Here is a 15,643-nt window from a genome sequence, read left to right as displayed (position 1 = left end):
GCACATGCAAGCCAGTCAATGGACCACCGATATCATCGTCATCACAGTTGTACTCGCACTGGCTTGCGCGTTGCTGGGTTATTTTGCGGCAGCACTGCGTCAGGGCCGGCAACTCAGTCAGCTAGCGGCCGAGCTTGAGCAGGCCCAACTGGCTCAAACGACAGCAGTGGCCGACAGCGCCGCGTTGAGTGAGCAGCTCAAGGCCTCGGAAGCACGAGTGCATGAGCTCCAGGTCGCCGAGAGCACCCTGAAAACCAAGCTGCAGGGCGCGTTCGACAGCGTGACGCGGCTGACTCAGGAACAGCAGGAAGCTAAGGGTCGTCATGCAACCCTGGAGGCCAAGCTGGAGCAGTCTGCCAAACAACATCATGAAGCGGTCATTCAGCATGAAACGGCGTTGACTGAAATTCGGAGCCTTAACGCAAAAGTTGAGGACTACCAGAGTCGTCTGGAGCAGGCGAATACCTTGCTTCAGCAAGAGCGTGAATCGGTCAGTGGTCTCAAGTCAGCACTGGCCGAAGAGGGCAAAAAAGCCAAAGGCTTTGAGGCTGCCAACACGGATGCTCGGACACAGCTGGCAGAGCTGAAGGAGCAGATGAAGACCGCAGGCGAAAAGATTGAAACGCTGCAGGGCGACCAGGCAGAGATCAAGCGCCAGGAAACCAAACTTAGGGCCGAACTGGATGAACGCGAGGCCAGCCATGCCCGTGAGCAGGCCAACTTCGAACGGCAGAAAGCCAGCCTGAGCGAGCAGTTCAAGTTGCTGTCCAATGAGATTCTCGAAGCGAAAGCCCAGGCCCTGCAGGAAAGCAGCAAGCTCAGCTTGAGCGCCGTGATGACGCCGTTCCAGCAGTCCATCGACACCTTCAAGCGTGAAGTGCAGGAGATCCACCACCGCGAAACCACCCAACAGGGTGAGCTGCGTAAAGAGCTGGAGCAGCTGAAAACGCTGAATCAGCAGATCACCGCCGAAGCCCATGAGCTGTCCACCGCGCTGCGTGGCCAAAAGAAGCTGCAGGGCAACTGGGGCGAACTGGTGCTGGAGAACGTACTCGACCGCTCAGGCCTGCAGTTGGGCAAGGACTATCTGCGCGAAGTCAGCATCACCACGGAGGAGGGGCGCCAGCGCCCCGACGCCGTGGTGTACCTGCCTCAGGCCAGGCACCTGATCATCGACGCTAAGGTTTCGCTTAACGCCTATACCCGCTATGTGAACGCCGAAGACGATTTAGAGCGTAAGCAGGCCCTGAAAGAGCATGTGCAGGCCGTGGCCAGCCGCATCAAGGAACTGGCTGACCGCGACTATTACAAACTGCCGGGGCTTAATTCTCCGGACATGGTATTCATGTTCATCCCCATTGAGTCGGCCTTCGTCGAGGCGCTCAAGGCAGACGAAACCCTGTTCCAGCAGGCCATCGAGAACAACGTGCTGGTGGCCACACCTACCACGCTGCTCACCAGCCTTAATATCGTGCGCCAGCTCTGGCGCTATGAGGATCAGAACAAACACACCGCCGCGCTGGCCAGTCGGGCAGAGGGCGTGTTCAAAAAGCTCAACACCTTCCTGGCCAGCTTTGAGAAAATCAAAAAGGGCTTGGAAAGCGCCACCGAAGCATATGTTAAGGCCGAAGGCCAGCTGGTCAGCGGCAAGGGCAACCTGGTCAAACAGGTGGGCGAATTCAAGAACCTGGCGCCTGCCATCAAAGCCCAGTTACCTGCCTATTTCGCCGACAAAGCTGCGCTGGAAATCGACTTTATCCCTGCCGAGCAGAACATTGAGGCTCTCGCTGACACCACCGAAGATCAAGACCTGCTCGCTGAATCCGACACTGAAACCGACTACGAGAACGCCTGATGCTCACCGGCAAGATACGCAACGATATCGACAAGCTCTGGGAAAAATTCTGGACTGGCGGTATCACCAACCCGCTGACCGTGATCGAACAGATCAGCTACCTGATGTTCGCCCGCATGCTCGACATGCAGGAAGACGTGGCCGAGCGCAAAGCTAACCGCACCGGCAAGGCCTTCGATCGTCTCTTCCCCAATACCCCGGAAGGCCAACTGCTGCGCTGGAAGAACTTTCGCAACATGAGCGGGAAGGAACTGCACAGTCACCTCAAGAAAAAGGTCTATCCGTTTTTCGCCCAACTCGGCAGCGCCGAAGGCGAGGGCGGTGAGCGCGAAGGCCTCGGCCATATCAGCGAATATATGCAGGACGCCGATCTGGAGATCAAGAACGAGTCCGTACTCACCTCAGCCCTGGAGATGGTCAACGAGCTGCCGCTGACCCAGAGTGACGTAAAGGGCGACATCTACGAATACTTGCTCAGCAAGCTGACCACCGCCGGTATCAACGGTCAGTTCCGCACGCCACGCCATATCATCGACGCGATGATCGAACTGATCGCGCCGCAGCCGACCGAGGTGATCTGCGACCCGGCCTGCGGCACTGCCGGCTTCCTGGCCCGCACCATGGAATACCTCAACCGCGTGTATTCCAGCCCGGAAGGCACCTTCACCGATGAAGACGGCAACTTTCATTATTCCGGAGACTTGCTCGAACCCTACCGCCGGCACCTCAACAGCCAGATGTTTTGGGGTTTCGACTTCGACACCACCATGCTGCGCGTCTCCAGCATGAACATGATGCTCCACGGCGTGAACGGCGCGAACATCCGCTACCAGGACTCCCTGAGCAAATCCATCAAGGAGCACTACCCGCGTCAGGAACAGGACTTCTTCGACGTAGTGCTGGCCAACCCGCCCTTCAAAGGCAGCCTGGACGAAACCAACACCAACCCCGACGTGCTCGGCCTGGTGAAAACCAAAAAGACCGAGCTGCTGTTCGTCGCCCATATCCTTCGCTCGCTCAAGCTCGGTGGCCGCGCCGCCGTGATCGTGCCGGACGGCGTGCTGTTCGGCTCAAGCAAGGCCCACCAGCAATTGCGCCAGGAGCTGCTGGACAACAACCAGCTCGAAGGCATAGTCAGTCTGCCCAGCGGGGTATTCAAACCCTATGCCGGCGTCAGTACTGCCATTCTGATATTCACCAAGGGCGGCACCACAGAGCGCGTGTGGTTCTACGACCTGCAAGCTGACGGCTACTCGCTGGATGACAAGCGTACCGAGTTGAAATGCGAGGGCAGCAACGACCTGCCCGACGCCATCGCCCAATGGCACAAATACCGGCAGATGATCGACGGCAATATCAGTGCCAGCACTATCAATACCCTGTTCGGTGACAAGCGCAAAAAGGCCTTTGTCGTGCCGGCCGAGGATATCGCCGCCAACAAGTACGACCTCTCCATCAATCGCTACAAGGAAGTGGAGTACCAGCAGGAGCAGTACGAAGATCCGAAGGTTATTCTTCAACGGCTGAAAGGGCTGGAGCAGGAAATTCTGGCGGATCTGGATGAGTTGGAGGGGATGCTGTGAGTTGGCCTCTAGTTAAATTGACAGATGTTTGTAACGTCATCATGGGGCAGGCGCCAGATGGCTCCTCATATAACGAAACTGGTGAGGGCGTTCCACTACTGGCTGGCGCTGGAGATTTCGGTGAGAAAACTCCTATCCCTAAAAAATTTACAACTGAGGCAGGTAAGATTTCCCAGTTCGGTGATTTGATACTTTGTATTCGTGCAACAATTGGCGATTTGAATTGGAGTGATAGAGATTACTGCCTTGGGCGGGGAGTGGCGGGGCTAAGAGTTATTAAAGATAGGCTTGACGCCTCCTATCTTTGGCATTTTATCTGCACCCATAAGCATGAGTTAGCGTCAAAGGGAACTGGCTCAACGTTTAAGCAGGTAAATCGAACGCATATAGCTGAGTGGGAAATCCCCCTGCCACCCCTGCCCGAACAAAAACGTATCGCCGGCATCCTCGACAATGCCGACGCCATCCGCCACAAGCGCCAGCAAGCCATCCAGCTCGCCGACGACTTCCTTCGCGCTGTGTTTCTGAATATGTTCGGCGAGCTTGTTACATCTTCTGGGTATGCACGATCGCAAAAATACAAGCTGCTGGAGTTGGTTGATTACATTGATTACAGAGGTAAGACTCCCGAAAAGTCTGAGTGTGGAGTTCCTTTGATAACAGCGAAAAACGTCAAAGGTGGGTATGTCGATGATGAGCCGAGAGAGTACATTCCCGAAGAAAATTATGATGCATGGATGACGAGAGGCTTTCCTAGAAAGAACGATGTTCTTTTTACTACTGAAGCACCGCTCGGAAATGTTGCCTTGCTAGGTGAGTATGAGAAAGTTGCAATTGGCCAGCGTTTGGTGGCTCTACGATCTAAAGGGAGGGTGACGCATGAATATCTCCTGTTCTTGTTGCTGCATCCTTTTGTTCAGGACTTAATTTATGCTCGATCTTCCGGTAGTACGGTTAAAGGAATTCGCACGAAAGAGCTTTATGCGATTGAGATTCCAGTGCCGGATATACAAAAGCAAATAGAGTTTTCAGCTGCTTACTGGAAAGGCAAATCGCTTATGAGCATTCAAGAGTCTGCATATCAATTGGCTGTGTTGAACTTCAGTGCGTTATCTCAAAAAGCCTTTGCTGGCCAGCTGTAGATAAGGAAATTCCCATGCGCCTTAAGTCCGTCAAGCCATTTGTCGGTTATGGGCTGAGCTGGAGTATAACAATGCGCATTATAGAAATCGCCCTCACTAACTTTCGTTCCTTTCAGGCCACTCAAGCTATCCCGTTGGCGCCGATAACCTTGATGTTTGGCCCTAATAGCGTCGGCAAAAGCTCGGTGCTTCAGGCGCTGTTTTATCTGCAACAAATTCTGGCTAAAGGCCACTGCGACCCGCAGCGCATTGATGTGTTGGGCGAGAAACACATTGGCGGCTTTGCCAGCCTGGTGAATGATGGTGATCTGAATAAGCGCATTGTCATCAAGCTTCATGTCGCGAAAGACGACAGCATCGGTGGTAGTTACAACCAGCTGTATGAGCTGATCAACGAGGATTTTGGCCTAACTGTCGACAGCCCAACCGCAGATGCCGTTCGCTTTGCTGTGGAGTTGCATATCGCTTGGTCTAAATCAGCCGAAACCGCCTATGTGGCTTGTTACAAGCTGTGGCTGGACGATACGCTGATCGCTGAACTTAACAGCGATGCGGGGATGAAGCAGCCGGTGCTGGCCTGGCTAAATTACCAGCATCCCGCTCTGTTGACCGAACTTGATTTGGACGAAGCTCCGGAGCGCGAAGCCGAAGGCTTTGTAAGCGTCTTGCATGAGCTATTGAATGCTCAGCGCCCCACCCGGCAGGTCAGTCGCCGCGAATCCAGGCACTTGTCTGAAATGACCTTTGCCCATGCCGAGCTGGGTTTTGAAGGCTTCGCTGGCGCCTTACCCCTGCTGGGTAAGCGATTGGAAACCACTGTCGAACACGACGACCCGCGTATCACCACACGTTTGCATGAAATTCTCTCGGATGTATTGGTAGCTCCGTTAGATAACCTGCTGACACTGCTTAATCAGAGTTTGTGCATCGGCCCGCTGCGCATGGTGCCCGATGCCTTGCGCCAGCCTAATCCTTATCCCGAGCAGAAAGACTGGTACAGCGGCGCGGCTGCTTGGGACGTAGTTAGTGCGCTCAGCCGCCAGCACAAAGCGCCCGCCTTGCTGGCCGAGATTAACCAGTGGATGGGGCATCTCGGCCTTGGCTATTCACTGCGTGCAAAGTCGGTGGTGAGCAAGGTGGTGTATTCCGGTGGTGACGACAGTCTAGGCGAGTTGCGCGCTATGCTCGATGCGCATGGCGATAAGCTTGAAATCAGCTTCAGCGGTGCTGATGAGGAAGGTAATCCGTCAGATCAGAAAGCGCCTATAGACATGGAGAAGCTGAAAGCGCTTCTGCAGGAGCTCGCGCCTGATAGCGCTGCCCCTAAGGGTGCCGTTATTGAGCAGGTGCGCAATCAATGGGCGCTGTGGGATGACGCGCGGCAGTGCGAAGTAGCCTTCTCCGAGGTTGGTGTGGGGATTTCACAGCTGTTTCCGCTGATAGTGGCGGCTGTGGAGGCGCGCCAGGGGCTTGTGACCTGCGAGCAGCCAGAGCTGCATGTGCATCCACGAATTCAGGTGGACATAGGTGATTTGCTCACCCAGGCCAATCGCCAATGTAGCTTCCTGATCGAGACCCATAGTGAACATCTGATTTTGCGGATACTTAGGCGCATTCGCGAAAGCACAGAAGGCGAGCTGCCTGATGGCCTGAAGCCGCTGGCACCTGAGGATGTGTCGATTATTTATCTCGATACGGCAGCAGGCGGGGTAAAGGCCACGCGTATCGAAATTGATCGCTATGGCGAGTTCACCAGCCGTTGGCCCAAGGGCTTCTTTGCTGAGCGTGGCGAGGAGTTGTTCTGATGCACGCCATATTCGCCATTGAGCCGGACGCTATCGATAACTGGCAAGACTTGAAGTACGCACTGGAGAAGTTCGGCTACAGCAAGGGGTTGTTGATTGCACGCTTTCCTAAGCCCTGGCCCCGTTTGGTGATTGAGGCATGTGAGCGTCGCGGCGTGGGGGATGTGGAGCGGGCGCGTATCGTCGAGAAGCTGCGCCAAGCCCAGAACGACCGGTTTGTACGCTTGGGGCTGCCGTTTGATGGTGACGACTGGATCGCCAATGCCAAACAAGATGGTGTACGCGAACGTCTGTCAGCAATCTTGGTGCGGGATAAGCACGATGCAGAGCGATTTCATTGTTTAGCCGAGGTTGAAGAGGCGCTGTTCGAAAATCGTCGTGATGTGCAGGTTAAGCGTAATGCTCAAGCTTTGGCCGAGGCTGCGCGGTATGTGTTGCTGAGTTCTGATCGAATTGTTCTAGTCGACCCGTATTTTCAGGCCATGCCCAAGTGTTGCAGGGTGTTGAAGGCGATGTTTGATATTTGTCGCCAGCAGGAGCATCGACTAGTTGAGCTGATTATCTTTACCGCAAAAAGCACGGACGACCGTCGCCTTGACCTTATTGCTGCCGATTATGAAAGGATGCTTGAGGCTCTACTGGGGCAAGGGGTTTGTATAAGTATTCATCTATTATCTGATGCTGCTTTGGATCAAGACTTTCATGCGCGTTATATATTCAGCCCGCGTGCTGGTTTGCGCTTTGATCGAGGTTTTGTTGAGCCCCCGGATCATGCACAGCGCGAGCACTTGACCGATGTTGTCTGCTTGGATGAGCGCCGGGTGGCTGAGCTGAGAAGTCACTATCTGGAGTCTGACGATGGCCTGGCTAACGCAGAGTCTATTGTTCTGTCGTGAAGTGATTCCGATGTCAAGAGGGAGCTGAATTGGGGCTGTGTCCTGAGCACGGCTACTCTTTTTAGCCATTGAATATCCATGGCTTTTCTAGGCGACGAATGAGTAATCGTGCTGTCAGAACGTAGTAATAGCGCGTTGCCTGACTTTTCGGCGTAAGGTGGTGACCGAGAAACCAGGCCAAATGCTTTCTTTGCCAAGTCCAGGGTGTGGTTCGCTTCCAGCGTTTTGCTATTTCGGCTTGGATGATCCTCGCCTGTCGCACATGTCGTTGCCGGGTTGCGTGCGAGCCAGTCAGCACGCCAGCCAGGAACACCTCCATATCGAATGGCTTGCTCATGTCCGTCCTCCAATGTAAGCCGCGACCACGTCGATTCGACCGTGCCCCAACTCATAGCTGATTTGCTTCCGAGCCTCACGATCAAGGTTCCTATCTACCTGGCAACATTGGCCGCCGTTGATAGGCGCGCGGTGTTGGGTGATTTGCTCATAGCGCTCACATCCGTATGCCGCTCGTAGCTCATGGAAGCCTTTGAGATTGTGTGCATGCAGGATGTCCCGAGCAGGCCTGATGATTTCTTGCATAAGATGTAGGTAGCTTTCGTGTGGCGCAATTAGGTTGCGACTACCCGCAGGTGACACCTTCCGTGCAAACCCAAGCGCATCAAGAATATGGTCATCCACCGTAATCCAACGAGGTGCAGAGGCGCCGGCGCGACCGCCTTTGGTACCGTCCTGAATGTTAATCCTGCCTAGATCTTTAGCCTCACGGCTCAACCGTTGCAGGTCAGCCAAGATGGCCTCACGCAAACGCATGCCGGTGGCTCGTGCCAACAGAACGATTGCGGCGGCCCGCTGCTGATGACTGCTGCAAAGCGCATCGACGATCTGCTTAACCGCATCGGGGTCTTGGCCCTGCGGCACCGACTGTCGAACTCCCGTGCGCTGCATACCCAGTTCCTTGCTCGGACTGGGCAATTTTACATACTGATCACCGCGAAGCGCCGCCATGGTCCTGTTAACGCTGGATAGCCGATTTTGCGCGGTGCTGACAGCGAGGTCACCGCGCTTAACCATGTCGCGCAGATACGCCGCATAGTCCGCCAATACCTTCCGATCAATTTGCCGCGCATCATTGATACTGGGCCCATGTTCGGAGCGGCACCACTTCACGAATGCCTGCCACCGATCACAGTGCGCCTTGACCGTGCCGTAGTGACCTCCGCCGAACATGTCTTTCAGCGCTTGCGGCCCCGCGTAGCTCAACTGTCGGCCGTAGCCGAAATTGCGGCCATCGCGTCTACCCACCAATGCCATATTGGTCACCTCATCTTCTGCTTTCTCCGGTCCTCGCCCCACGTCATCCCGCCAAGAATGTTGAGTGTTATCAGGGATCAAGGCCCCTGCGACCTGTGGGGAATGTCCTCTACGCGGGACTGGCGGCTCCTTACGTCCGGGAGCAAGGGCATCTCATGATCTGGCCTCCTGAACACCGTTACCGGTGGGCGGGTGGAGGCTGCATTGGCTGACGAGACCAGTGCCGCGAGATCCTGAGCTATGTGCAAGCAGCAATGCGATGACCGGGGCATGCCTGACTGTCAGTCAGGGGCAGTCCATTCCTTGGTCTGCGGCACCATCATCTACATGGCTGTTGCTGGTGACATCGGCGTTTGTCACGCCGATTGTCACGAGGGGGATTGCCGCGAAGCCATGTGCGATCAGGGCTGCAGCAGTGGTAGAAGTGCCCGTCTCTTTCCCGAAGAAAGAGACGGGCACAGGTTGGCGCAATATTCGGCCAAGCGGATAGGTTGCTGCAGGGCAGCGAGGTAAGGTGTATCTGGCGCACGAGGGCCATATGTGTAAGAGCATCCATCACCGGGGAGGTGACCAGGCGAGCTGCCTGATGCGAATCGCCCTTGGGGAGAACCACCGCGAGAGCGGCGTGACCTTTAAGGTTCAGGCCACCTGGGGTGCTGTCATCGACAGCGCTTGCACGGCCAGTTCTACGCCTGTGGATAAACCCGGTCAAGGGCCGAAATTCAGTGCTCTTGAGGACGTGAAAAGCGGTTATCCATCGGTGGAATTCCGTGGTAAATCCTGGACAACGTTGTGGCTGTTAGCTCTTCAAAGTGAGGTCCATCCAAACAGGGCGGCTTTGCAGCCCTGTTTGGATGGACCCGCGCTGACAAGCGGATAAACGAGGCTGCTTTCCCTGAATCTTGAACGCTCAATTGTTGTTGCTGCCGTTGATGCGCCTGCATAGCGCTAGCGTATCGGCACCACGTTCTGGTCTCTGACTTGGCCGTACGCTGAGGCGAGCAGGCTGCCGGTGGCGGCCTTCTGGATGTACTCACTCCACCAGGCCATCATCGGTCGCCTGCGTTCGATGTAGTCTGCTCGGTTGTAGGCGCTGCGCACCTCATCCTTGTCGACATGCGCCAGTGCGACCTCAATGAGTTCCGGGTCCCAGCCATGTTCATTCAAGATGGTGCTGGCCATCGAACGCATGCCGTGGCTGACCAATCGATCTTGGAAGCCCATGCGTTTCAACGCCATGTTGGCGGTCTGGCTATTGGCGTGTGTGCGCGGATTTCTGTCTGCCGGGAAGACGTATTCGCGATGGCCGCTGTGGGTCTTCATTGACTCCAACAGTGCTACAGCGTGATCACTCAACGGGATGCTGTGAGGGCGGCGCTTTTTCATCCGCTCCGGCGGGATAGTCCAGACACGCCTTTCAAAGTCGATGTCTGCCCAGCGAGTAGTTGCCGCCTCGGCGGGGCGAGTCATCGTGTGCAGCTGCCATTCGATCAGGCAACGGGTCGTGCGTTTGATACTGGCGTTGGCGATCTCCAGCATGAGCTCGGGGAGCTCTTCGGGCGGAAGCGCAGCCATGTTCTCTTTTCTGGGCTTCTTGAATACTGCCCTGATCCCACTGAGCGGGTTGGCGAAGATCAGGCCGGAGTTTACGCCGTAGGTCATGATCTCGTTTAGCCGCTGGCTGAGACGCTTGACTGTCTCCAGGCTGCCTTTCGCTTCGATGGGGCGGAGCAACGCGATCACCATCGGCGCGGTGATTTTTGCGAGTGGTGTCGTCCTCAAGTCGGGGAATACATGCAGCGTGAGCGACCGCCAAATGTCCTCGGCGTAGGCCGGAGTGACCGAGTCCTTCTTGAGCTCGAACCAGGCGGTGGCGACGTTCTCGAAGGTGTGCTCCGTTTCTGCGCGCTTGGCTTCATTCAGCGTATTGCGCTGCACCTTCGGATCAATGCCCTGTGCGAGTAGCTCGCGCGCTTCGACTGCCATCTTTCGTGCATTCGCCAGTGACAGTTCGGGGTAGGTCCCGAAGCCGATGTTGATGCGCTTCTTGGTCACGGGTTCGCGGTAGTTGAAATTCCACAGCAACGAGCCGTTGCTGCGTACCCGGAGCTGCAAACCGTCACCGTCCGTGAGGACGTAATCCTTGGACGCGGGTTTGACTCCCTTGAGTTGTCGATCGGAGAGGCGGAGGTTTTGAGCAGGCATGAGATTGTCCTCAGGCACTGATTCGGTATTCCAAAGATTAGCACCGGATGAGCTGGAATACCGTCTGGAATACCCGAACGGCCGGAACTCAAAAACTCTTCAAAGACCGCAAAAGCGCTGGAGGCCGCGTATTTACTGGATCGCAGGCACAAAAAAAGACGTCCGTGGACGTCTTTTTTTGATCATTTGGTGGAGCCGGGGGGATTTGAACCCCCGTCCGCCAGTACTCCGCTGTCGGTACTACATGCTTAGCCGTGTCTACTGATTTAATCCGCAGCCGCCCGACGGGCAGGGTGCTTTGGATGAGTTGGGTAAGTTTTAGTCGCTTTGCCCCCAACGTGCTACACGACGATCCTGTTCTGTATGACAATCATTTCGGGTTTACAGGCATCCCCTGATGATTGCTGGAGCCGAAGCTACCAGGAGAGCGGGCTCAGCTGCTTACGCAGCGAGAGCGTAACCCTCGTAGTTTTCGTCATTGGCAACTATAGAAAGTTGCAACAGTGGATTTACGAGTTCTGTTACCAACTCGGCATGCACCTAGAGTTTCGCTACCGGCGTCGAATCCTAATCGGCCCCACACTCAGCTCTAGCTGACCGTACCTTTCGGCACGTGGACTGAGTATACGCGCTAAAGCGGGCGGCGTCGACAGCAGGTTCCGCCGCCCGCTTCAGGCTCAGGCACCGCCGCCGCCCGAGCCGCTGCCTTTCTCGGTTTTTTCCAGGCGTTCCAAGACTTTGCTGGTAATGGCAATGCATTCCTTGGTGTCGCCCGAGGCCTGTGCGGCTTTGGCTTTGTCGACGTGCTCGGTGAGGGCTTTATCCAAGCCCTCGGAGGTGGCGCCGGCGGTGGCCATGCTGTCGTCGATTTTCTGCAGGTTGGCGGTGCAGAGGTCCTCTGCGGCGAACACTGGCGAGGCCAGGAGGGTAGCGGCCGCGAAGAGGGCCGAAAGCGCGGTACCTTTCATGGGTGACTCCTTCTGAGGCCTCTGGAAGGTGGGCCTGTAAGGTGGACTGTGCGGATTTGGCGAGGGTTCAATCGGGTTGGGGGCGGGGGCGATATGATGGGGTGGCTAGGCGTGATTGCGTCGCTTTGGGCGGCGGGGCTGTAGGGGAATTCGGAACTTGAAACCAAATGCTTCAGGTGGAATTGGTTTAGGAATTATCCTACCGGCGCCGCAGCCGTTTCTCTGTTGTCGATGATGAGCGCAGGGGCTAGTTTCCCTGGGTCGCCATGGTTTGGCGATCGGGTGTGAGAGCCCGCTCCATTCAAGAGATTTACCGTCATGGTAGCTGTGCGCGGGCAGGCCTTGTGCCTGGCCGGTTTCCTCCTGTTTGGCCGGTCTCTCACCCCGCGTACAGCTGCCACCCATTCCTGTGAGAGGGAATGGGCGGAGCTTCATGCACACAAACGGGAGAAAGATTTATGAAGAAGATTGTTCCTGACCCACCCAGCCAAACGTCTTCACGTTCGTTCTACACCATCGACAATAAGGTGCCTTCACCTGAGGCGCTGTTGTACGCCATTCAGCTGATGCGCGGTATTGAAGACACCTTGGACGAATACATCTGCGGTAATGCCGGTGAGCCGGGTATCGGTATGCTGGTGAATTCGGTGCATAACGTGCAGATGAGCAGGGCGTTGGCTGAGTTGGTGCTGGCACGCGAGGCTTGAGGGCTTTGGGGGCCTAGTGCTTGTCATGGTATTTTTGGCGCCCATGAGATCGAGCGCCGCCCGCGCGGCGCATCGCGACGCAAGGCCGCTCCTACATTTGTTTCGGGCCAGTTATTCCAGAGGCATTGGCGCGCGACCCCTTGGTGCCCGCCTCGATATCGCGTCGTACAAACAAGGCGGTCGCGCGCCAATGGCACAGACCTCACTGGCCCGAAACAAATGTAGGAGCGGCCTTGCGTCGCGATGCGCCGCGCGGGCGGCGCTCGATCTCATAGGCGCTGAACATGCATTGGCGAACACCTGTCAGCCATAACGCCATCTCATGCTTCAGATACTACGCGCCCGCGTCACCCGATCCACCAGGTAAACCAACCCGTGATAATCAATGCCACTATGGCTGGACAACCCAATCTCACAGGTGCGGCTGGTAGAAATCCCTTCACTGCAATACTGCACCGCATCCTTCAAGCTCCGCAGCGAATGTGCATTGAGCTCCGGCGTGGTAAACCCCTTGTCCCCGGCAAACCCACAACAGTGAATCCCTTCCGGTATCACCACCTGCTTGCTGCACCGCCGCGCCAGGTCTATCAGCGCCTGGCTTTCCCCCAAGTGCTGGGTGCTGCAGGTCACATGCACCGCCACCGGCTCTTCCTGCGGGGTGAACTCCAGCCTGTCCAGCAGATGGCTACGAATGAAGCGCACCGGGTCGTACAGGTCCAGGCGGGTTTCCCCCAGGTCCTGCACCAGGCGCAAGGTACACGGGCTGGTGTCGCAGTAGATCGGGTCAAGCCCTCCGCGGCTGGCATGCAGCAGGGCGTTGATCAACTCCTGGCGCTTGTGCTCAGCCTGCTCCGGGTACCCCTTGGACGCAAACGGCTGCCCACAGCACAGGCTGTCGGCGTTCTCCGGAAACACCACTTGGTAACCGGCCTTCTCCAGCAGCCCGCGGGTCTTGTCCAGCAATGAGCTTTGCTCCCGGTCCGCATAGGCCGGCCCCATCACGCGTGACACGCAAGCCGCCAGGTACACCACCCGTGGCCGGGCATCATGGCTCGCCGGGCCAAAGTCGATGCTGCGCAGGGGCTGTGGCATGGCTGGGGTCCACTGCGGCAGCCGGCCTTTGCTGGCTTTGCTCAACGCTGTGCTCAAACGGCCCAGGCGCGGGGCGCCGAGCAGCTTGCGGGCGGTGTTGGCGGCGGTCAGGGTCAGGCGGGCACCGCTCAGTGCCGTGTGGAAGTGGTCGGCCAGCCAGTCGGCGGCCTTGTCGTGCTCGGCGGCCTGGCTGCGCAGCTTCTTCACCAGCTCGCCGGTGTTGATGCCGACCGGGCAGCGCTGGGCGCACAGGCCGGTGGCGGCGCAGGTGTCGAGGCCTTGGTATTGGTAGGTCTTGAGCAGCGCTCGGGTATCGATGCCGGCGCGTTTCTTGGCCTGGATATCACGCCACATGACGATGCGCTGGCGCGGGCTCAGGGTCAGCCCCTTGGACGGGCACACCGGTTCGCAGAAGCCACACTCGATGCACTTGTCGACGATTTCATCGGCGGCCGGCAGCGGCTTGAGGTTTTTCAGGTGGATATCGCGGTCTTCGCTCAGCACCACATCGGGGTTGAGGATGCCGTTGGAGTCGAGCAGGCGCTTCAGCGCCCACATCAACTGGTACGCGTCATGGCCCCACTCCAGCTCCACGAACGGCGCCATGTTGCGGCCGGTGCCGTGCTCGGCCTTCAGCGAGCCACCGAACTCCACGGCCACCAGCTGGGCCACGTCGTCCATGAAGGCTTGGTAACGCTTCACTTCCTCGGCGCTGTTGAAGCCTTGGGTGAAGACGAAGTGCAGGTTGCCCTCCAGGGCATGGCCGAAAATGATCGCTTCGTCGTAGTGGTGCTTGTCGAACAGCTGGATCAGGCGGTTGACGCCCTCGGCCAGTTGCTCGATGGGGAAGGTCACGTCTTCGATGATCACCGTGGTGCCGGTCTGGCGCACGGCGCCGACGGCGGGGAAGGTGTCTTTGCGGATTTTCCACAGCTGGTTGTACACCGCTGGGTCTTCGCTGAACTCGACTTTCTGCTCCAGCGGGAACTCGGCAATCGACGCCATCACCTGCTGCAGTTGCTCATGCAGCAGCGTCTGGCTGGCCGCGCGGGACTCGATCAGCAGCGCGCAGGCATTGTCTGACAGGCCTTTTACCCACAGCGGCATGCCGGGCATGTTCTGCACCGAACGCAGGCTGCGCCGGTCGAGCAGCTCTACGGCAGACACCGGCTGGCGCTTGAGCAGGGTGACCGCGCGGCAGCAGCTTTCGACGCTGGGGAAGACCAGCAAGGCGCTGGCTTTGTGCGGGTGGTCGGGCACGGTGTTGTAGGTGACGGCGCTGATGAAGCCCAGCGTGCCTTCAGACCCAACCAGCAGGTGCTGCAGGATGTCGAGCGGCTGGTCGTAGTCCACCAGGGCATTGAGGGACAGCCCGGTAGTGTTCTTCAGCCGGTACTTGTGGCGGATGCGGTCGGCCAGTTCGGTGTTGGCGCGGGTTTCGCGGCCCAGGCGCGCCAGTGCTTCGAGCAGGTCGGCGTGGCTGTGCTCGAAGGCGCTGACGCTGGCCGGGTCTTCGCTGTCCAGGCGGGTGCCGTCGGCCAGCACCAGGCGCAGGCCGGCCAGGGTGTGGTAGGTGTTTTGCGCGGTGCCGCAGCACATGCCGCTGGCGTTGTTGGCGACGATGCCGCCGATCTTGCAGGCGTTGATCGAGGCGGGGTCCGGGCCGATCTTGCGCCCGAACGGTGCCAGCCAGGCGTTGGCCTGGGCGCCGATCACGCCGGGCTGCAGGCGGATCTGCTCGCCCTGGCCGCGGATTTCGCGGCCGTTCCAGTTGTCGCCGAGCACAATCAGCACCGAGTCGCTGATGGCCTGCCCAGACAAGCTGGTGCCGGCCGCGCGGAAGGTCACCGGCACGCGCTCGCGCTGGGCCAGTTGCAGCAGGCCGACCACTTCGTCCTCGGACTCGACGCGCACCACCAGCTTGGGGATCAGCCGATAAAAGCTGGCATCGGTGCCAAAGGCCAGGGTGGAGGTGGGGTCGTCGAAACGGCGTTCGGCGGGTATCAGGCGCTCGGCATCACGCAGGAACGCGGCGGGCAGGCTCATGCAATCTCCTCGCGGGGCCGCGGCGTCTGG

11 protein-coding genes and 1 other RNA gene are annotated in these 15,643 nt (G+C 57.8%); 6 read left to right on the top strand and 6 right to left on the bottom strand.

What is annotated here, in order from left to right:
* The first annotated feature begins 4 nt into the window (after window positions 1–4).
* Genes rmuC through LOY26_RS23155 form a run of 5 tightly spaced genes read left to right on the top strand, consistent with a single transcriptional unit; the run spans window position 5 to window position 7,281 of the window.
* The gene (rmuC, locus tag LOY26_RS23175) at window positions 5–1,855 is read left to right on the top strand and encodes a DNA recombination protein RmuC (RefSeq protein WP_258714143.1); all 1,851 of its coding nucleotides are present in this window, start codon (window positions 5–7) and stop codon (window positions 1,853–1,855) included.
* Complete coding sequence (locus LOY26_RS23170; protein WP_258714142.1) at window positions 1,855–3,438, top strand: class I SAM-dependent DNA methyltransferase; 1,584 nt, start codon at window positions 1,855–1,857, stop codon at window positions 3,436–3,438. The genes rmuC and LOY26_RS23170 overlap by 1 nt, the downstream gene beginning before the upstream one ends.
* Window positions 3,435–4,580 (top strand): restriction endonuclease subunit S, encoded by a 1,146-nt coding sequence (locus tag LOY26_RS23165; protein WP_258714141.1) that lies wholly within the window; start codon window positions 3,435–3,437, stop codon window positions 4,578–4,580. The genes LOY26_RS23170 and LOY26_RS23165 overlap by 4 nt, the downstream gene beginning before the upstream one ends.
* A 14-nt stretch (window positions 4,581–4,594) precedes the next feature.
* The gene (locus LOY26_RS23160; protein ID WP_258714140.1) at window positions 4,595–6,385 is read left to right on the top strand and encodes a DUF3696 domain-containing protein; all 1,791 of its coding nucleotides are present in this window, start codon (window positions 4,595–4,597) and stop codon (window positions 6,383–6,385) included.
* Window positions 6,385–7,281, top strand: a complete 897-nt coding sequence (locus tag LOY26_RS23155) for a hypothetical protein (RefSeq protein WP_258714139.1) — start codon at window positions 6,385–6,387, stop codon at window positions 7,279–7,281. The genes LOY26_RS23160 and LOY26_RS23155 overlap by 1 nt, the downstream gene beginning before the upstream one ends.
* Window positions 7,282–7,342: 61 nt before the next feature.
* Here the strand turns inward: LOY26_RS23155 and LOY26_RS23150 are convergent, their stop codons facing one another.
* The 5 genes from LOY26_RS23150 to LOY26_RS23130 form a co-directional block, all read right to left on the bottom strand.
* Complete coding sequence (locus tag LOY26_RS23150; protein ID WP_258714138.1) at window positions 7,343–7,618, bottom strand: hypothetical protein; 276 nt, start codon at window positions 7,616–7,618, stop codon at window positions 7,343–7,345.
* The gene (locus LOY26_RS23145; RefSeq protein WP_258714925.1) at window positions 7,615–8,595 is read right to left on the bottom strand and encodes an integrase domain-containing protein; all 981 of its coding nucleotides are present in this window, start codon (window positions 8,593–8,595) and stop codon (window positions 7,615–7,617) included. Before LOY26_RS23145 ends, LOY26_RS23150 begins: the two co-directional genes overlap by 4 nt.
* 948 nt (window positions 8,596–9,543) lie before the next feature.
* Window positions 9,544–10,800 carry an integrase domain-containing protein gene (locus tag LOY26_RS23140; RefSeq protein WP_258714137.1) on the bottom strand — a complete coding sequence of 419 codons (1,257 nt, stop codon included), beginning with the start codon at window positions 10,798–10,800 and terminating at the stop codon, window positions 9,544–9,546.
* Window positions 10,801–10,987: 187 nt separating this feature from the next.
* Window positions 10,988–11,379, bottom strand: a transfer-messenger RNA (tmRNA) gene (ssrA, locus tag LOY26_RS23135).
* 98 nt (window positions 11,380–11,477) lie between these two features.
* The gene (locus LOY26_RS23130; protein WP_033701626.1) at window positions 11,478–11,768 is read right to left on the bottom strand and encodes a hypothetical protein; all 291 of its coding nucleotides are present in this window, start codon (window positions 11,766–11,768) and stop codon (window positions 11,478–11,480) included.
* A 458-nt stretch (window positions 11,769–12,226) separates the two neighbouring features.
* Between LOY26_RS23130 and LOY26_RS23125 the strand changes: the two genes are divergently transcribed.
* Window positions 12,227–12,475 (top strand): hypothetical protein, encoded by a 249-nt coding sequence (locus tag LOY26_RS23125; RefSeq protein WP_258714136.1) that lies wholly within the window; start codon window positions 12,227–12,229, stop codon window positions 12,473–12,475.
* A gap of 327 nt (window positions 12,476–12,802) precedes the next feature.
* Here the strand turns inward: LOY26_RS23125 and LOY26_RS23120 are convergent, their stop codons facing one another.
* Window positions 12,803–15,613: an FAD-binding and (Fe-S)-binding domain-containing protein gene (locus LOY26_RS23120; RefSeq protein ID WP_258714135.1), complete on the bottom strand. Its 2,811-nt coding sequence runs from the start codon at window positions 15,611–15,613 to the stop codon at window positions 12,803–12,805.
* Window positions 15,614–15,643 lie beyond the last annotated feature (30 nt).

Origin of the sequence: Pseudomonas sp. B21-047 (assembly GCF_024748775.1) — a bacterium.
GTDB lineage: Bacteria > Pseudomonadota > Gammaproteobacteria > Pseudomonadales > Pseudomonadaceae > Aquipseudomonas > Aquipseudomonas capeferrum.
This window is presented reverse-complemented; position numbering and strand designations above follow the sequence as displayed.